This is a genomic window from Streptococcus mitis (assembly GCF_003942695.1).
Lineage (GTDB): Bacteria > Bacillota > Bacilli > Lactobacillales > Streptococcaceae > Streptococcus > Streptococcus mitis_BD.
On the sequence record NZ_RJNU01000004.1, the window covers coordinates 144,987 to 162,157 of the forward strand.

The window sequence follows — 17,171 nt, forward strand, 5'->3', positions numbered from 1 at the left end:
TCTTCATTTCACTAATCATCACGCGCTACTTCTCCAACTAGCTCAAAATCTATCATATGGTAGTTTTCATCCAAGCGAATTAAGGAAAAATACTCATTCCAAAACAGGTGGTCACTGGGACTTTTCCACTGGATACCATACCATAGTTGGGTCGAGTCTACAGGATGTGCAGGCGGAACTGACCATAATTTATCACCAAAGGTTGTTCGCATGGTTCCTTCTTCAATTCTAGTCAGTAAATCCACACCATCCAGCTTATAGGAGATAGCTTTTGATTTTGCTGCTTTGATACGATCTTCATCTAGTTTAAACTGGATAATTTTACAGTCCTCTAAGGCGGTTTCTTTTATTTCATCTCCGTATAAGGCAATACTTCCAAGGATTAAACCATCTTTGCCAAGAAGATAGGGAGCATACGACACAGCATTGCTATCTTGATGAAAACCTTTTTCGATAAAAATACTCTTATTAGCCTGGTATTTCTTGATTTTCCCCGAAGAAAGAGCCTCATCATAATCGTTACTAAAGCTGTCATTCTCCCTGATGTAGATGTCAAAACCTTCTTTTAGAAGGTCACTCACATTTGTTTGTGTTAACGTGATCGAATTGTCATCTATCTTTAGTTCAGGAGCTTTGGGTGGCAACCCTATCTGACCATAGGCTATCATAAGAAATAAAGCCACCATAAAAGAAACCACAAGTGCGATCATCGCTTTTCCCGTGCGTTTTCTAGCATTAAAAAGTGCCATAATCGGTGGTAGGATCACAATTCTTGCCAAGATAGCGTTACCAGTTCCTCCCCTACTCATGATTTGTACTACACAAACACCAGCAATCGCAAGCATCGACAAGTAAACTAGAAGTTCGCCAAGTCCCATCTTATCTGAACGAGTTTGCTCATTTACTGGCTCGTCTAAGACGGATTTCCCATTCACTACCAGCCTTTTGAGGAAGAAATACATTCCGAGTCCAATCCCCAAGAATGCCAATGCAAGAAAAGCCAGTGAGCTGATTACAACTATTCTACCCATCTCAATTTTCTCCTTAGTTGATACATTCAACCTTTAATTTCTTTTTCAAGGTTCTATTCGCAATCAGTAGCACGAGTAAAAGAAAGGGTACCCCATTAAGAATAAATATGTGGAAGGCCTTGATAGCAATCCATAATATCGTCCCTTTTTTCTCAATCCAACTACTCCCCCAATCACCATTGATCAATGGAAATAGTGATTCTATGTAGCTTTGATACCATAGGAAGAAGGGATTTTGGGAACAATTCGCATTCAGCCAGATAATTATCAAGCAAAACAGAATCAAATAGACCAGACCGACAAATACACTAATTCGTCTGGTAGTCTTTGTTGCCTGATGACAGATTCTTTCTTTGGTCACTTGATCAATCTCTTCCAGAGCACTATTCTTGAAAGTTTCCTTTTCAAATCTGTAGAGTAGATACCGATAGAGATAATCCTTTCGCATATCGCCTTTCATATAAAACCTCGTCTAAGTCTTGGACAACAAATTCAAAATCATTGTTTAGATTTCCAATTTCAAGGAATTCCCATCTAGATAGACTGCTTTCGACTCAGTGATTTTGATTTTTTCCTCTTCTGAAAATCCAATGGTTTCCCCATCATTTAGAGTCACATCACCCTCCAGAATATATTGAAGAATCGACAAAAGGAAATAATATAATTCATCACTGTCCTTAGCAGAATCTATAATTTCGATTTCAGATTTACCGAATTCTTTCATACCATAGGTGTAGACACTACTTTTATCCTCCTGATTGATAATCCCGATATAAAGCCAGAGTTGAAGGGGTAGATTGTCCTCTTTCAAAAAGTCCGCAAAGTCAAGAAAAAGATTTTTAGGCAATAACAAGGTTGCAGAACCTTGATATACACCAATGGCATTTTCACAGGTTCTCAAAATAGATGCATTGACCTTGGTCAGTAGGGAATATTGTTCTACTGGTGAAAGAGTCTTAGACAAGATTGAAACAATGGCATGATTGGTATGCTTTCTAGCTTCATTTTCAACATTATTCCATAGATAAGAATAAGCATATAAATCATCGAACTCACTTGCAGGAATTGGGAAAGGCATAGAGGCTAGGGCGACAAGGTCCCCATTTATTTGAAATGTTGATGTTTTTTCATCTTCATCCACTTCACTGACATCAAGGCCCCAGTAGTTTTTTAAATCCTCGATAAGAGTATTTAAGTCATAAGTCTCCTCTCCCTTAAACAGAGGCATGGATAAGACTACTTTTGTTTTTTCTTCTACCTTTTCTTTTTTGCTACCAAAAAATTTTTTTAAGAATTTCATAAAATTTCTCCTTTTATTATCTAATATGAGAATATAGACTCCTATTCATTTAAAGCACGTCGTTGTATCAAGTTTCCTCATCAGAACCGCTTTTATCAAAGATTAACTCAGTTAATTCCAGTTCTGAAATAGCTTCATTAGGGCAGTTATCCTGAATAACCCTTTGAGCTTTTTTATCTAGCTGCTCCAAGTCCCTGTAGAGCCTAGACATCAAATCATCCGATAACAAGAGTAAATCCTGTTCACAATAGCCTGTAGTTTCAGTGTACTGCAGGCTTACCATGTTGAAAGAAACAATGATGACCACAACATTTATACATTTCAGGTGCTGATATTGATAATATGTTTCTTTGTAGTTTTAGAGCTGCAGAAACTTATCTATCAAATAACTCTCGAATGTTTCTATATAATTGATCCCTAATGCTTACTTAGAAATCTAATAGCAGATTTTTTGGCCTTTTCTATTTTTTCAAGGTCCATATTTTCTACCGCAGAAGATGATATCCATCTCTTGCCAAATAATAGTTGAGCTGCTTCTATCATCATACCACAAGCATAGAGGTCTTTTTCTTCGGTAATAGCTTGAATAAAACTGACCTTTGCTTCTTTTGATATGATTTCTACTTTTACTCTATGAAAGGACAGTTGCATGAGACTTATCGCAGACCATGCACGACAAAGAGCATCTGCATCATCTAACATTTGTCTTGTCAAAAGACCAATTTCTTTTGCTGATCCTACCCAACCTAAAGCTATGACCACCTTTTGACGAAGAATAGTATTCTTTATATCTAAAAGTGCAGTAAGGATAGGAATCAGTTGGTCACAAAATGAGCTATAAAAATCTCGATGTTTTGATTTAGAAAGGATTTCCGCTATAAGATACGCAGTCAATACACTTTGTTTTTCATCTTTAACTTCATCCAACTGTTCAAACAAAAACTCTAATCCCTCTCTTCCATGTTTATCAAAGCTACCTTCTAAATGCAGGTTTCTACCTTCATTCCAATCTTTGCAAATCAGTTCATAATGATATGCGATTTCTTGGGAACTACCCAAATTAGCTACAAATTTGATTCTTTTACCAGAAGGAAAGCTTTCATTTTCCAAGTCAAGATATGCTTTTTGTAAATCTTCTTTATCCATTTTTTGCCTCAAGCTATTTTATTCTTTTAGAAACGTTTGATAAACCTTTTAACAAATAGTGACCCTGACATTACCATTGAGCTCTAAAATCTTCTTGTAAAAATCTTTCATTGCTTGGAAATACTCGCAAATTTCTTCTTTAATCTCTTCCTCTTCGTCATCATAATCCCAAATATCAGGATAAAGATCAGCATTTTTACAAGCTTGCATACTAAAATGCGTCATGGCTTCTTCAATATCAAAGTTTTCCAAAGCTGAACAAATCTCTACTACTTTTGATTTTTCTGTATAAGCAATATATTCCGTAACATTTTCAAGGGGAGTCACACCCAAAACAGCAACGCTCAAAGGATCATTTTCACTAGGATTTGAAGTGCCAACACCTGTAAGCACAAAATGAAGAACATCCCACATTTTATCTATATCAAGTAGAAGTTCTTCTTCCTCTACTATCTCAAATTGATCATCTTCTTCAGCATTAAAACTTTTCATTTGATGTAAATACTGATCATTAATATATCTATAATTAGCAATCATTCCCATTTGTTTCTCCTCCAAAATTTCTATGTTGAATGGCATTTTTATATAAGCTCAATTTCGCCCAGGTTTAGTTTTTGCCTGATTTATTGTATCCTCAGATGTTTTCCCTATAAAGTGTTATAATAAAGGTGTATCCAAAATGTGGATTATAGTTTAAAAAGGAGAATAGCGATGGGCTTTTTTATATTTGCTTTGACTTTTTATTTTATTTTTTTCCTATTCTTAGTCTGTACGATTTATCTCTATTTTAAACTGGCGAGTGCCGTTAGCTCAGGCGAAGAAGTTCCTAAGTGGATGTATCAGTTTGGGCAAGGTTTTCAAGGACGCTACCATATTGAATATGAAGATATCACTAATAGGGACGCTCTAAAGGAAGTAAACCTATTTATTTTCTATTTTGTTCTGGCTAATATCCTCACTCTAGTGGCACTCTATGTTAAAATGGACAATTTTTCAGCAGCCCTTTATACTTGTTTAAAGGCTCAATTTGCCATTGTTGTAGCAAGTATGCTGTTTAGAAACCTTATCAACTTAATGTTATTTATAGTAAAGCGTCCAAGGAAAAACCATCACCGCTATTCATCATCCAATGCGGTTGTTGGTGCTGTCTTTTTGACTACTTTCATCTTTACTTTTTGCATCTTCATTACTGGCTTCCCTGCTCAACCTTTTGGAATACAAATCGATAAGACCGATGTGGTGGTCGGAGAAACAAGAGCTTCAGAACTACTGGACCAGGGGTTCAGCTTTACTGGAAAAAATCCTGAGAGCGAGATTGTGAACAAGCGCAATGACCACTTCTACTACGGAGAACTGCTTGAAATAGTCCGAGATGGTAAATCTTACGGCCTTATGAGCATTACACCAAAGTGGAAAGACACTGATAAACTCGAGAACTGCGTGGTTACATACTATGAAATCTCAGCAGAGAGCCCGCAACTCTCCCAAGTTAACATCAATAACCAAGACCTCTCCAAACTTACAATTAATGACTTTAAAACAAAGAAATTAACAGATATCTTTTCACTGAAACCTGCTGACGCTAAAGAAGTGAAACAGGACACCTACTTCAGTCTGAGACTGCAAACTGCCGACTATGTGTTATGGAATAGTTATCATTTTGTGGCGAATTTCAATAGTGATCAATCCCCCAATCGATACGGAGTAAGGGCCCAGCATACAATCTGGGAGTGAGAAAATCCCTACTCCTGATAGGATAATGTAACGCTGTCTATCTCTTTGAAATAGGTCTTCATCTTAAATAAAACCCTTATATTTTTATAGGGAACTCCGTCGCTCTCCTCTTCACTAGTGGAGGGCCTTTTTGTTCCAAGCATATCATATAAATCAGCAGTTAATTCTTTTCTTTTATCAAATTCAAAATAGACATCCCCAATATACATACTTGCCGGATCAGAGATGACAGCCTTCATCAACGTTCCCTCTAAAATAGAACATTCCTTATCACTTAGATTTTTGACCTGCACTGTAACTTTTGTATAATACTCCAGACTATTATCATTATGGTCTTTGGACAATATATAGTTTTCGCTATTTTCTCCAAGTTGCAACTTGATCTTTTGAAGTTCTTCTACTGTGGTAGATGATAATTCGAAATGCTTATATAAGCAATCATCGAGTGTATCGCTTCCTAGTACAAAGGAGGTCGTGTTTACTACAAATACAAATCCCTTTGAATTCTCAGGGTGTGTTCGTAGTTGGGGTTCCAATTCTTGACGAATTTCCTCAAAAGATGTTATGTTTAATTTCCCATTTTCTGCATTGCAAACTTGTCGATAAATACTGGTATCGATTGACCCATCAAGATTCCTCCTCGAGCTCTTTAATCGAATACCACTGATATCCATTCGTACACCGAAACAATCAGTTTCTACTAAAATAGGATACTTCAGGCTAGTATAGTTGATAAAGTCCAACATCTTGTCATAGGATTCTTTTAGTTGATCTAAATTTGTTACTTCTGTAGAATAGACAAAATTTACAGGATGCAGATAGGACAGGACATCATCACCTAGATTATGATCTTCTTTATACTCCGCAAGAGCTCTTGTGCAGAAGGTTTCTTCAAAATCAGAATGAATAAAAGGTGATCCCATTGCTAGCCAATCATGGGACACACCACAAGTAAAGGGAATATTTGGATAATCCTTCAATGTCACAAACCAATAATAGGGATGCCTGGGATCTTCTTTCATCTCATAAGTATTTTCTCCATAGACGTTATTGAGATATCGAACCAGTCGCTCTTTGTCTTCTTTATGCGAGGTACAGGCACTTAGTAGAAGGGCGCCAACTATAATAATAAATAGACAGGAAATTTTTTTAAATAGTTTCATTTTTTTCTCTTCCTTGCTATCTAATCAATATTCTCTACGATAAAGGGACTTTTATAAGTTGAATTCTTTGACTTGCTTCCTTCTAATGATAGTATGATTGGAAAATAAACTCTTCACTTCTTCAACACTAGATCGACTATTTAAATTCGAGTAAGTTACACTCGATTGAGTAAACTCAGATTTAAATTGTATTTTTTCACACTTTTCTCTTGTAATTAACTGTAACTCACCGCACTCTAGCATCTGCAATCTCTGCGATATAAAATACTCTCATCAAATAAATTTGCTCAAATCGTTAAATGAATAATCTTTATAGATTTGATTTGGTTTAAGTACAAAATCAGTTGTAACAGGTAAGTTTTCCAGTAATGTTTTCGCATTTAGTCCTTCTGGTAAGGAAATCAATTCTCCAGCCATGTTTTCCTGTCTATGCGCAGTAAATAGAAACTCCCCTTTTTCCCAATCTATTGCAAAATCATTCATCACTTCAGATTTGGATATGTCTAACAATTCTTCCTGTTGTGCTATAAAGTTTTCATAGATAAATTCATAAAGTGCTTCTTTATCTATTTTTACAACTCTAAGTATGTTAGCATCCATTGATTTTCATACTCCTTTTAAAGCGAGAGCAAATTATTGTTTTAACATGAATTGACTTGATAACTAACATTATAATAGATCCACTTCAATACCAGCCACATCGAAGATTTCTTTCACGCTATCAAAATTGCTGCTTAAAATCGTTGCTTCTTTTAAATTTGGAAATTGTTGCAATTCGGATAAACTGAGCTCATTTAAATCAAATGTTTCATCCTCTCCATCCCATTGTGGAATGATATTCATATAAATCTCATTTCCACCATCCATGTAAATTTCTTTGACCTCTTCAGCATATTTTTTAGGAATAGATAAGGCTTCAAAATAGTCCAGAGCAGGTTTGATAACTTCCATGCTTTCAGTATCAATCTCTTCTTCACTGTATGATCAGCAAAATCATAAATATCAAAAGATGGTTTTAATACTTGTAAATCGTACATTAAGACCTGAATAATGACTAATTTAAAATTCAAATGATCAAAACGGAGGATTTGTTCAGAATCCACCTTTGTGTTATCGTTTTCTAGATCCAGTTTCTCTTCGGTAACAGTTTGACCATCTCTAGAATTGTCATATAAGTCATGATTAAGCTGCTTATTTCTTCTACGCTTAAAAAAATTAAACATGATTTCTCCTTACTAAGTTTCATCTAAATAAATTTTTACTTTGAGGTATTCCTTGTCTTTAGCATCGGCAAAGACCTCAGAGTTCTGAATATAGTCAAAGATATTCTCATCAAGATCTTCGTCCCATATAGACTCACTAAACTCTGCATTCTCACTAGTCGGCTTATAGAAAATATCTAAATGGACTTGATAAAATTCTTCATCGTCATTAGGAACTTGTCGAACCATACATTTGGTCAGTGATCATTTCTTTTAAAGACTGGATTAGATGGTTCATCGTTCTCTTCTTTCTAAGGGTTTGCCTCTGGTATTTCCTTTATTATACTACATAAATAGAAAAAAGACTGGAACGAATGGTTGCCCATCATTACAGTCTTTCTTGTATAACAATTGGAAAGTTTTCTGAGATTACATCTAGCCCAAAATTAATACCAAGAATTTGAAAATGGTGAATCGGCTGAGGATAATGGTTTTTGATTTGATTCTTAAGGTTGCTATTAGTGACTTCCCACGAAACTCCATCAGGTATATGAGGCTGTTTTTCATCACTTTCAAACTTTTCTTCATAAGGATTCAAATTCCAACCTTCATCTATTGCTCTGCAAAACAATACTTTTCCAAAATCAAGATAATAAATATTCTTTTGATTTTTCAAACCATATAAAGAAACCTTGAGATGATTATCTCTGGATAGTTGACATCGCAATTCATACCAATCATATTCAATCTCATTATCAATCTTATCCCACTTCATTTTTCACCACCTCTTCTATCTGGATATCACCACCTTGCCCCTCATAGAGAATGATGTCAATAAGTAAATTATTAGTAAGAACCCAATAGTGCTCAAGTTCTTGTTTGTAGAGTACTCCTCCTGCATTATGGACAATTTGTTCAATTAAAAAACTATTTTCAATTCTGTAGAGAGGATATTCAGCGCCTTTACTTGGATTGACTGGAATATCCCAAATCACCGAAGCTAAATTTCTATCGGTAATTTGATAACAATAACTAAAAGGAAAACGTATGCGTACTTGGCGTTTCTCTCCCGTTAATACAATTGTAGCTAATTCAAAATGAGTATTTTCACTAAATTCCGCCTCAGCTTGATAGCAATCTTTTTCAACATTACCCCAAGTTACCCGTCGCTCACTCCTTGTTTTGTCTCGAAGAATATTTTTATAAGGCATCTGTTTATTGCTCACTTTCTTAGTTTTAATATTTGTACAGAAACTTCAGCAAGGAAAAATTATAAATAATGTTATATTAAACCATCGTATCATCCTAAAATACAATAAATCCTTTTGGCAAAATCACCAGTTGCTGCTCCAATTCTTGGCAATGACTTGCTAGTACTACAGACTCACGATCTACAAGATAGTTTTCAGTTGATTGGTTAAAAATAGCTCGGACCTTTTGTCCATCATAATTCCATTCTAGAGCTAGCACATCAGGCTTGATTTCTTTCAGGTTGTAGATTCCATGTTGGATAATGTCTGAAGCATCCTTACGAAGCTGAATCAATTTCTTCATGAAATTAAGCATTTCATTGCTGTCGGAAACACGTTCCCAAGGCATAACGCGACGACAATCTGGATCTGGTCCTCCATCTAACTCTAACTCGGTTCCATAGTAGAAACACGGAGTTCCCCTTTGTAAAAAGAGGCAGGCTAGGGCAGACTTAACAAGTTGGCTATCTCCCTTGGCAGTAGCCAAAATACGCTCCGTATCATGCGAATCCAAGAGATTGAACATCACTTCCGAAATCTGCTGTCTATAGTACATAGACTGGCTATTGATTTCATCGATAAATTGATAAGGCTTCTTAATCCCTCGCAAGAAATAATCCTTGATACTATCAGACAGAGGATAGTTCATAACTGCGTGGAATTCATCGCCATTTAACCAAGGCTGGGAGGTGTGCCAGACCTCTCCAAGAATATAAAGGTCGGGCTTTTTAGCCAAGACAGCCTTACGGAAATCTCGCCAAAATTGGTGGTCGACTTCATTGGCCACATCCAGGCGCCAAGCATCGATATCAAACTCTTCAATCCAGTAGGTCGCAACGCTCAACAAATAGTCTCTCACTTGAGGATTTGCCGTATTGAGCTTAGGCATATAGCTCTCAAAGGCAAAGGTATGGTAGGATAGTTCTCTTTTATTAACGAGATTTTCTTTAACGACTGGAAAGTCTTGAATATGGAACCAGTCTTTATAAATAGAATCTTCACCATGCTTGAGAACATCCTGCCACTGTAGCGATTGGTCACCGATATGGTTGAAAACAGCGTCCAGCATGATTTTCATGCCTCTCTGATGGGCCTCCTCCACCAGTTTTCGGAAAGTCTTCTTATCTCCAAAATGACGATCAATTTCGAAATAATCCGTCGTATTGTACTTGTGATTGCTTGGGGATTCAAAAATCGGACAGAGATAAAGTCCTGTAATGCCCAAATCTTGCAAGTAATCCAGATGGTTAATAATACCTTGTAAATCACCACCAAAGAAATCGCTCGTTTTTGGTTTGATAGAGGAATCCCAAGCTAGGGCCCCTTCTGGAGAAATCTCAGGGTTCCCATTAGCAAAACGTTCTGGGAAAATCTGGTACCATACCGTCTCTGCTACCCAGTCAGGAACGTGGCAAGCATCAATCTCATGGATATACGGAATTTTAAAGCCATTTCCTTCATAATGAAGGTTTTCTAGCGTATTTTCAACACATCCCTTATCGCCATACAAAATACTCTGACCCTGCTTATCCTTGAGTTCAAAGAGATACTGGAGTCGTGCATAGCCAACTGAAACTTCCGCTTGCCAGTAATCAAATAAGGCATCAGAAGTTACTTTGACCATCTCCTTGATTGCTTCATAATGGTCCTCTAAAAAGATAAAAGTGTCTCCATAATGCAAGTTGATACTTGCAATATCTCCTCTTTTCGTTCGAATGCGAATGTGCATTGTCTTGTCTTTATAAAGATAAGCATACTCCGACTCCGGTCTATGGTAAATGGCTGTTAATTCCACTGTTTTGTCTCCTAATTAACTTGAGTTCATTTGCGACGCAAACGTTTTCACAATTGTGATTCTAGTATACTACTTTAAAATTTTATTTTCAAGACTAATCCGTAGTTTCGAGTGGATTGTTTTTGAGGATATAAAAAAGCAGTAAGTCTTAATACCTACTACTTTCAGATTGATGATTTACAAATGTCTTTCTAGCCAATCTATCTTTTTAAAATCTTTATAGTTATTGTGGTCATTTCGATAGGAATCTTGGGAAGAAGCCTTGTATATACTGAAATACTGTTCCAAACTTGGAACACGAAACGTGATGTCCTCGAGATGAATCAACTCTATATCTGATTCCGAAACTCCCGCAAAATCAGGTAAGGAATCAATACTTCCAAATTCAACGCTCACGCCATCTTTTTGGAATTCGTGCTCATGAATATCTATTAAGGTGTAGCCTAAGCGGTTCATCACTTTCATTATCTTTTCCCACTCATAAATCCTGAGATGATCAGGCGCTTCCCAACCTCTAGGGTCACCAGGCACATGAATGTCAATGTCAGACGGCTGCCATTCTTCATTTGAACGGTATTCAAACCCCAAAGACCCCATGAGCGTCGGAGTGATTCCGACTTGGTTTAAATGTGAACAAATTATTCGAAATTCATCAAATAGAGAATTCATTCCTCCTCCAATCGTTGATATAGAACTTAATTTCGTTGTGAACAATAAACTAATTTTTACCTTCTACTCTTTCGGTTTTGAAAATACTTCTACTCGTTGAGCTAGGACTTTAATTTCTACAGGTAGATTATCCGACTTATCGCCGTCAACATCTGACTCCAATTCACTATCTGAAGAGATCTTAATATTGCGCGCTCTGATATACTCAATATTATCATTGCCAACAACATCCCCTTTTAGTAAATCAGGAATGACAGATAATTTAGAGAATAGAGAAGCATCTTTTAGAATCAAAATATTGGCGTAGCCATCCTTGTTTTCTTCAAAGATTTTCTTATCAGCGAAGTAATTTGTCAAGAGAACCAAAACATGACTCGCTTCACCATCATAATTTCCATTTTCTGTCTCAACCTTAATGTTAAAGACCTGATCCGTCATGACAGACTTCATGGTATTTACAGCATAGGCTAAAATACCGAATTTTGTCTTGTCCTCGATTTCCACATTGTGAATCGCCTCAGGCAGAGAACCAATACTAAAGATATAACCAAAATAGTTGTCATTTGCTTTACCAATATCAATCTTATTGGTTAAGTTAAAATCAAGTTCATCAATCGCGCCATCGATGTCTTGATTGATTTCCAACAGTTTCGTAATGAGGTTGCCCGTACCGCCAGGGATAATCCCTAACTTCGGAGTGTAGTCTCTCTCAGCAATACCCGAAATAACTTCATTGACAGTCCCATCCCCACCGAAAACAAGCACTGCATCGTACTGTTCACGAGACGCTTCCTCAGCAAAGTGTGTTGCATCCAGCGCTTTTTCGGTAATTTTGGTTTCCACGTGCTCAAAATAATCTTTGGCCTTATTCTCCAGCTTAACCTTATAATCCAAAGCCTTTTCCCCACCAGAGGTAGGGTTGATAATTAACATTGCTTTTTTCATTGATAATACTCCTTTAATTTTTAAATAGAAATGTTAGTGTAACTACATCAGTCATTACATATAATGCTATTATATAATGAAACCTCAGAAAAGGGAACTTTGACGTACTGGGCATTAATGTATAATAGCTAGTTTAAAATTCAGATTATCAAAAGCAAGTCACTTCTATTTAACTACCTCGCCATACTCTTTTATTTTATCAGCATATTCAGTCAAAAGATTCTTTGAATAAATTTTTTCATTTTTTGAATTTCTAACTTCTTTCCATAGAATGGAAGCTACTTTTAGTTTATTTGAGTAGTTGCTACTATTTTCGTCTGCATAGAAATCCTTTAGAAATTGATTCCATTGACAAACCGAATGGTCATACTTGGCATAGTCTGAATTTCCATAATAAACTTTTAGCATATCTTGAATTGTAAAACTCAAATCATTTTCTCTTTTTACTTTTCTCCAAGCAGTGGCCATATCAGCAGTAAATTTAAAGGGTGAAACATCTGTTAAAGTTGAGAAATATTCTCTAAAGTGTGCATTAAAGGAGAATCCACATTCAAGCAAGGGTGTGTCCAAGGTAACGACTTCTACTCGTTTCTTATTCCTTTTTATTGATGATTTTTTAATCAAATTCCCCTTAAAGTAATGCTTAATAATATCATTAAGTTCCTGTTTTGTCCCTCTATATTCAAGCCCTAATGACTTGCATATCTGTGAAAGTTCATCTCGATACCAATAGTATTTATTGAACTCATCAAACGATGTGATTTTATCAAACTCAGGTCTGCTTTCTATCAATATTTTACCTCCTTAAAGTCAATTTAGGTTGTCATCTCAAAATAATGGAGTTTTAGTTTCTTTATTTTGAGGATTAGCTGCGTTTCTCTAACAAGCTAGCACACTCGACGTGATGCGTTTGTGGAAACAAGTCCACCGGCTGGACTTTCCTCAACTCATATCCCAATTCTTGGTAGAGTTTGATATCACGCGCCATGGTTGCGACATTGCAGGAAATATAGGCAATGCGGTCTGCTCCTGTTTGAGCGCTTGCTTTGATAAAGCTCTCGGTCAAACCCTTGCGTGGTGGGTCGACCAAGATAACGGTTGGTTGAATACCTTCCTTGAGCCATTTCTTCATGGCATTTTCAGCTGTGTCACAGACATAGTGGGCATTTGTAATATTGTTTAATACAGCATTTTTCTGGCTATTTTCTACCGCTTCTGGAATAACCTCTACACCATAGACTTCCTTGACATGCTTTGCAACGGATAAGCCAATGGTTCCAATTCCTGAGTAGGCATCAACAACAATATCATCTTCTCTTAGCTCAGCAAAGTCTATGGCTGTTTGATAGAGTTTCTCAGCCATTTGAGTATTGACCTGATAGAAGGCTGGTCCAGATATTTGGAAGTTATTTCCCAACATTTGGTCAGTAATGTAGTCTTGACCATAAAGTGTCCGCCACTCCTTACCGAAAATCGCATTGGTATTCTGATCGTTGATATTTTGCATGACAGACACAATCTCTGAGAACTGCTTGATTAGTTGCTCGATCAACTGGTCGACACGGAAAACTTTAGGACGAGTGGTTACCAAAATAACCATGATTTGTCCTGAGTAGTGCCCACGACGCACAACGAGGTTGCGAATCAAGCCAGACTGTTCCTTTTCATCATAAGGTTTCAAGTCATACCGACGAAGTAAATCACGTAGGGCTACTACTACCCCATCAATCACAGGATCCTGGATAAAGAAATCTTCGAGTGGCATGAGGTCATGCGAATTCTTACGGAAAAATCCAGTTTCCAAGACACCATTCACTCGACGAACAGGCACCTGCGCCTTATTTCGATACTTGACTGGATTTTCCATACCTAGTGTTTCAGCGACCTCTACATCCCTAATACCAGCAATCTTGTAGAGACTATCTTTGACTTGCTTGGTTTTAAACTTGAGCTGCTCTGGATAGGCAAGATGACCCAAGTCTGCAATTCCTGAACGCAGGTAAGCCAAATCTAGATCTTGATTACGATAAGGTGACTGAACAAGGTATTCTTCAACTTTCCCAAAACCAATCTTTTTAGTGACTTTAAGGACACGCATGAGTATTTTCTCAGTTGGTAGAGCATTCTCTACAAAGAAAACCAAACCATCTACCTTAGCGACCCCAGCACCTTCATGGGTCAAATCAACAATTTCAACTTCTACAATATCATTTTTCTTTAACATATTTTTCACTTTCTATCAGCCGACAAAAAAGACGGCAACATTTCTGTTACCATCTATTATATCATGAAATGACCTAAGCACCAAAACTCTTGAAGAAGTTGACAATGACTTGCCAAAGGGAGCTAAAGAAGTTGCCCCCGTCTTCTAGCGCTTTATTGGCATCAAAGTTGAGGTTGATATTTTTAAAGCTATCTCCAGCTTGAGAAACAATGCTTTCCTTGAGGTCGTTTAGGGTTTTAGTGAAATCAGCATTGTTCAAAATGTCACTCTTTGAGAGATTAAGTGCAAAATTGATGATGATATTGACCTGGTTTCCTGTTATAACCTGATCGAGTTTGTAGTTTTTTAGTGTGTCTTCTACAATTTTACGGACATCTTCTTCTGTCAGATTACCTTTGGCTTCTTTTGCTTTTGCGATTCCTGCCTTGATATCTGCCAAAGCGACATTGAGTTTATTGGCATCGTAGCCTGACTTGTCCTTGTTTTCAGCATTGATATCTGACAAGGCTTTTAACTCTTCTTGAGCCAAGTCTTTATTGGCTTGTGGTACTTTAGCTCCATTGGCCTCTAACGAGTAATAAATCCCTGCTAGGGCACTCTCTCCTGTAACTGGAATGGGGGCCGCAACTGTGATTTTGGCATGCTCCACTCCCAGCGTCACTGCTGCGTTACGGTACATATCCTGCGTCACCTTGGTGATATTTTCAGGCGTTTCAATCTTGACTTCTAGAGGCGACTTATCCCCCAGCTTTTGAATCTTAGCTGACGAATAGAGCTGTAAACTAGCATCATTAGCCACATTCATAATTTTCGAATAGATATCAGGTGTCATAGTTTTGATATCTTTGGTGTCTTTCGATGCGTCATAGCCAAGTTTGTTAAGGGTTTGGTTTTTCTGGTCTTCAGATAGAGAAGAACCTAGGACATATTCAGGTTGTACATAGGTTTCATCGATTACTTTTTGAACATCGGTTGCTGCGTGGACGCTCGTCATAGCTGTTGCGGCCCACAATACTACAGCACTTGTTAGAAAGAATTTCTTTCTCATGGGATATTCCCTCCTTTACCTTTCTAGGGTAATAAATCAATCTTAAAGAAAGCTTATAGTGAAAAACACCTGGTAAAACCAGATGTTTAAAAGAAATTAAAGAATTTCATGATATAGAGATTAAATCGAACCTGTCTCGAGTAGTAATAATTTCCACCATTTTCATAGAGTTCAGCTCCGTGGAAGATAGAAATAGGGTTGATATAGGTGTAGGTCTTCCCTGTAGTATTACCTAGGATTGGAGCGACCGTTTCTCGGGAGTAACGCTTGGCTAGTGCCAAGGTATTTTCCTTGCCATTTTGAGCGATAAAATCGATATAAGCAGGACCAAAATTATAGGCTTGCACAGCTGTCCAGACATCAACGCCCTTTTCCTGAGCTAGGTAGAGATTATCAGTCAATGCCTGAATCCCCTGACGAATGCTCGTCACATTGTCATTGATAGTATTTGTAGTACCGCTAGCAGACTCACTAGATTGCATGACATCGCCTTCTTTTCCTTTCGTTTCGGTATAAATCATGGCGAGCACAAGCTCTTCATTGGCTGGAGTATCTCTTTCACTAAGGACTTCTCGAACCATGGGTTGGTAGGTCATGACTTGCTTGACGTCTTGGTGAACTCGGTAAACTTTATAGACAGCGAAAAGGAAGACTGCTAGTACTAGCACTCTTCGTAGTAATTTAAACATTATTTACTTTGAATATCCTCGATATTTTTGATTAAGATAGAATAGGTTCCATTGTCATTTTGGATAAACTCGACCGATTCTGCGTCTTGGTAAACATTATTTGGAACGATAAGTTCGATTCCGTTTGACAAGGAAAGTTTTTGGTTTTCAAATTTTTTTAATTGGCGACTGGCATCAATTTCATCGAACTGGACTGGTTCTGGTACAGCTTCCTTGACCTGATCGATAAAGCTCAAACGAGCTGTCAGATTGTTGTCAAAAAGGTCGTTAGCCAATTTTTCAGGTGACAGTTCATTACTTTCTTCTAGATTATTGAAAATCGCTGATTTGACCTTGGATTGAAATTGAAAATCATCTGTGTTAAAAGATTCAGCAATTCTCTGGGCCGTTTTTTCCAGTTCCTTGATGGATTTCTTGGGAGAGATCTTAGGGGCGACGGCTAGGAGATTTTCTGAAAAATAATTCAGGAAAGCCCCGTTGTACTTGATTCTTTTCTCGATCAGGTGATACTTGCGACTTTGAAGATTGACCACCAAGGCCTCGTCAGCCCCCGTTCCAAATCCAGGCAAGTTATTCTGAGTTAGCTTGATTGGATTATCAACTTCTCCACCGAGGTGAGTCAAGGTCTCTCGCAGTGCAATTCGCAAGAAAGCGAAATGCTCTACACCTTCTTTAGAAAACTGAACAAAAACCAAGTCATTAGTTTTGAGATTTTCAGAAATACTAAATTCCTCTTTCCAGAGATTAGCCAGTGTTACTGACGTCTCCAACAAATCGTCTGTGATGTAATTGAAGAAGGGATTTTCTTCTTCGAAAATCCCAGTCTTGGCTTCATCTGAATACACACGTTCGATCTTTTTACGCAAGTATTCTTCGATTTTTGGAGTGATATTGAGAAACTTATCCGCTAGAAACAACTCAGTATCATCTGGGCTGAACTGATGGATAATGGCTTTCTTAATATAAATGTCCATA

19 protein-coding genes and 2 pseudogenes are annotated in these 17,171 nt (G+C 37.2%); 2 read left to right on the forward strand and 19 right to left on the reverse strand.

Features of this window, described 5'->3' with window-relative positions; genetic code table 11:
• Nucleotides 1–11 precede the first annotated feature (11 nt).
• A complete protein-coding gene (locus D8852_RS04630; protein WP_125425563.1) occupies nucleotides 12–1,031 on the reverse strand; it encodes a hypothetical protein in 1,020 nt (339 codons plus the stop codon).
• A gap of 235 nt (nucleotides 1,032–1,266) precedes the next feature.
• Here D8852_RS04630 and D8852_RS10020 point away from each other — a divergent pair, with 235 nt between their 5' ends.
• Nucleotides 1,267–1,452, forward strand: a complete 186-nt coding sequence (locus tag D8852_RS10020; protein WP_185755578.1) for a hypothetical protein — start codon at nucleotides 1,267–1,269, stop codon at nucleotides 1,450–1,452.
• An 84-nt stretch (nucleotides 1,453–1,536) separates the two neighbouring features.
• On the opposite strand, the gene D8852_RS04640 is transcribed toward D8852_RS10020, so the two are convergent.
• The 4 genes from D8852_RS04640 to D8852_RS04655 form a co-directional block, all read right to left on the reverse strand.
• Nucleotides 1,537–2,331, reverse strand: a complete 795-nt coding sequence (locus tag D8852_RS04640; protein ID WP_125425559.1) for a DUF4261 domain-containing protein — start codon at nucleotides 2,329–2,331, stop codon at nucleotides 1,537–1,539.
• 67 nt (nucleotides 2,332–2,398) lie between these two features.
• On the reverse strand, nucleotides 2,399–2,638 hold the full coding sequence (locus D8852_RS04645) for a hypothetical protein (protein ID WP_125425557.1): 240 nt from the start codon (nucleotides 2,636–2,638) through the stop codon (nucleotides 2,399–2,401).
• A gap of 110 nt (nucleotides 2,639–2,748) precedes the next feature.
• Entirely contained in the window at nucleotides 2,749–3,477 is a 729-nt protein-coding gene (locus D8852_RS04650; RefSeq protein WP_125425554.1) for a HEAT repeat domain-containing protein, read from the reverse strand.
• A gap of 48 nt (nucleotides 3,478–3,525) precedes the next feature.
• A complete protein-coding gene (locus D8852_RS04655) occupies nucleotides 3,526–4,020 on the reverse strand; it encodes a YfbM family protein (protein ID WP_125425552.1) in 495 nt (164 codons plus the stop codon).
• 168 nt (nucleotides 4,021–4,188) lie between these two features.
• Here D8852_RS04655 and D8852_RS04660 point away from each other — a divergent pair, with 168 nt between their 5' ends.
• Nucleotides 4,189–5,211, forward strand: a complete 1,023-nt coding sequence (locus tag D8852_RS04660) for a hypothetical protein (protein WP_125425550.1) — start codon at nucleotides 4,189–4,191, stop codon at nucleotides 5,209–5,211.
• An 8-nt stretch (nucleotides 5,212–5,219) separates the two neighbouring features.
• Here the strand turns inward: D8852_RS04660 and D8852_RS04665 are convergent, their stop codons facing one another.
• The 14 genes and pseudogenes from D8852_RS04665 to D8852_RS04730 form a co-directional block, all read right to left on the reverse strand.
• Nucleotides 5,220–6,374 carry a hypothetical protein gene (locus tag D8852_RS04665; RefSeq protein WP_125425548.1) on the reverse strand — a complete coding sequence of 385 codons (1,155 nt, stop codon included), beginning with the start codon at nucleotides 6,372–6,374 and terminating at the stop codon, nucleotides 5,220–5,222.
• 273 nt (nucleotides 6,375–6,647) lie between these two features.
• Nucleotides 6,648–6,974 carry a hypothetical protein gene (locus D8852_RS04670; RefSeq protein ID WP_125425546.1) on the reverse strand — a complete coding sequence of 109 codons (327 nt, stop codon included), beginning with the start codon at nucleotides 6,972–6,974 and terminating at the stop codon, nucleotides 6,648–6,650.
• 69 nt (nucleotides 6,975–7,043) lie between these two features.
• Nucleotides 7,044–7,597: pseudogene (locus tag D8852_RS10255) on the reverse strand (DUF6892 domain-containing protein).
• Between the two features lie 12 nt (nucleotides 7,598–7,609).
• A pseudogene (locus D8852_RS04680) lies at nucleotides 7,610–7,825 on the reverse strand (hypothetical protein); the annotation flags it as partial.
• 139 nt (nucleotides 7,826–7,964) lie between these two features.
• Nucleotides 7,965–8,351, reverse strand: a complete 387-nt coding sequence (locus tag D8852_RS04685; protein WP_125425542.1) for a hypothetical protein — start codon at nucleotides 8,349–8,351, stop codon at nucleotides 7,965–7,967.
• Nucleotides 8,338–8,787 carry a hypothetical protein gene (locus tag D8852_RS04690; RefSeq protein ID WP_125425540.1) on the reverse strand — a complete coding sequence of 150 codons (450 nt, stop codon included), beginning with the start codon at nucleotides 8,785–8,787 and terminating at the stop codon, nucleotides 8,338–8,340. The genes D8852_RS04685 and D8852_RS04690 overlap by 14 nt, the downstream gene beginning before the upstream one ends.
• Before the next feature lie 94 nt (nucleotides 8,788–8,881).
• Complete coding sequence (locus D8852_RS04695) at nucleotides 8,882–10,621, reverse strand: glycoside hydrolase family 13 protein (protein WP_125425538.1); 1,740 nt, start codon at nucleotides 10,619–10,621, stop codon at nucleotides 8,882–8,884.
• Between the two features lie 177 nt (nucleotides 10,622–10,798).
• Nucleotides 10,799–11,290, reverse strand: coding sequence for a phosphoribosylanthranilate isomerase (locus D8852_RS04700; RefSeq protein WP_125425536.1), 492 nt, complete (start codon nucleotides 11,288–11,290; stop codon nucleotides 10,799–10,801).
• Nucleotides 11,291–11,353: 63 nt separating this feature from the next.
• Nucleotides 11,354–12,235 carry a diacylglycerol/lipid kinase family protein gene (locus D8852_RS04705; RefSeq protein ID WP_125425534.1) on the reverse strand — a complete coding sequence of 294 codons (882 nt, stop codon included), beginning with the start codon at nucleotides 12,233–12,235 and terminating at the stop codon, nucleotides 11,354–11,356.
• Between the two features lie 165 nt (nucleotides 12,236–12,400).
• Entirely contained in the window at nucleotides 12,401–13,027 is a 627-nt protein-coding gene (locus D8852_RS04710; RefSeq protein WP_125425532.1) for an SAP domain-containing protein, read from the reverse strand.
• A 73-nt stretch (nucleotides 13,028–13,100) separates the two neighbouring features.
• Complete coding sequence (gene rlmD / locus D8852_RS04715) at nucleotides 13,101–14,459, reverse strand: 23S rRNA (uracil(1939)-C(5))-methyltransferase RlmD (protein WP_125425530.1); 1,359 nt, start codon at nucleotides 14,457–14,459, stop codon at nucleotides 13,101–13,103.
• 73 nt (nucleotides 14,460–14,532) lie between these two features.
• Complete coding sequence (locus D8852_RS04720) at nucleotides 14,533–15,507, reverse strand: DUF1002 domain-containing protein (protein ID WP_125425528.1); 975 nt, start codon at nucleotides 15,505–15,507, stop codon at nucleotides 14,533–14,535.
• 86 nt (nucleotides 15,508–15,593) lie between these two features.
• The gene (locus D8852_RS04725; protein WP_125425526.1) at nucleotides 15,594–16,196 is read right to left on the reverse strand and encodes a lysozyme family protein; all 603 of its coding nucleotides are present in this window, start codon (nucleotides 16,194–16,196) and stop codon (nucleotides 15,594–15,596) included.
• Complete coding sequence (locus D8852_RS04730) at nucleotides 16,196–17,170, reverse strand: nucleoid-associated protein (protein WP_185755579.1); 975 nt, start codon at nucleotides 17,168–17,170, stop codon at nucleotides 16,196–16,198. Before D8852_RS04730 ends, D8852_RS04725 begins: the two co-directional genes overlap by 1 nt.
• Nucleotide 17,171 lies beyond the last annotated feature (1 nt).